This window comes from Blautia sp. Sow4_E7 (assembly GCF_052116245.1).
Classification (GTDB): domain Bacteria; phylum Bacillota; class Clostridia; order Lachnospirales; family Lachnospiraceae; genus Blautia_A.
Window position 1 is genome coordinate 1 of record NZ_JBQKLL010000143.1, and the last position, 495, is coordinate 495.

Consider the following 495-nt stretch of genomic DNA (forward strand, 5'->3'; position numbering starts at 1 on the left):
GTGTGAACGAAAATTCACCATCAGAACTGATATCCAGAATGATGGAAATCATACATCATGCTCAATGACGCTTCCGGCTTTCAACATGTTTATTTATGTACCGGATATACGGATCTCCGGAAAGGAATTGATGGATTGATCGCTATTGTTACCGGAACATTTGGCCTGGATCCAACCGAAGCAGGATCCATTTTTCTGTTCTGTGGACGCAGAAATGACCGAATGAAAGTCTTGCTCTACGAAGGCGATGGCTGGCTTCTATGCTATAAGAGATTTACGGATGGCAAACTTCAATGGCCAAGGAATGAAAAAGAAGCCAGAGACCTTACCCCTCAACAGTACCGATGGCTGATGGAAGGACTTTCCATTGAACAGAAAAGAGTAAGTATGCGATGAATAACCCACCGTTTAGACAGTTTCCTTTTTTCATGAGATAATTCTCTCATGGAGTGGAGTTTATATACATCTTCTATGTTACTTTACTATTCGGACCAT

Annotated in this window: 1 protein-coding gene; it reads left to right on the plus strand. The window is 41.6% G+C overall.

All coding sequences use genetic code 11. From position 1 onward, the window contains the following. The first annotated feature begins 57 nt into the window (after window positions 1-57). Window positions 58-396, plus strand: coding sequence for an IS66 family insertion sequence element accessory protein TnpB (gene tnpB / locus ACTQ50_RS19775; RefSeq protein ID WP_441485576.1), 339 nt, complete (start codon window positions 58-60; stop codon window positions 394-396). Window positions 397-495 lie beyond the last annotated feature (99 nt).

What these genes read in the sequence shown, in the direction of transcription:
- tnpB (WP_441485576.1), top strand. Translation starts at nt 58, where the DNA reads ATGCTCAATGACGCTTCCGGCTTTCAACATGTTTATTTATGTACCGGA.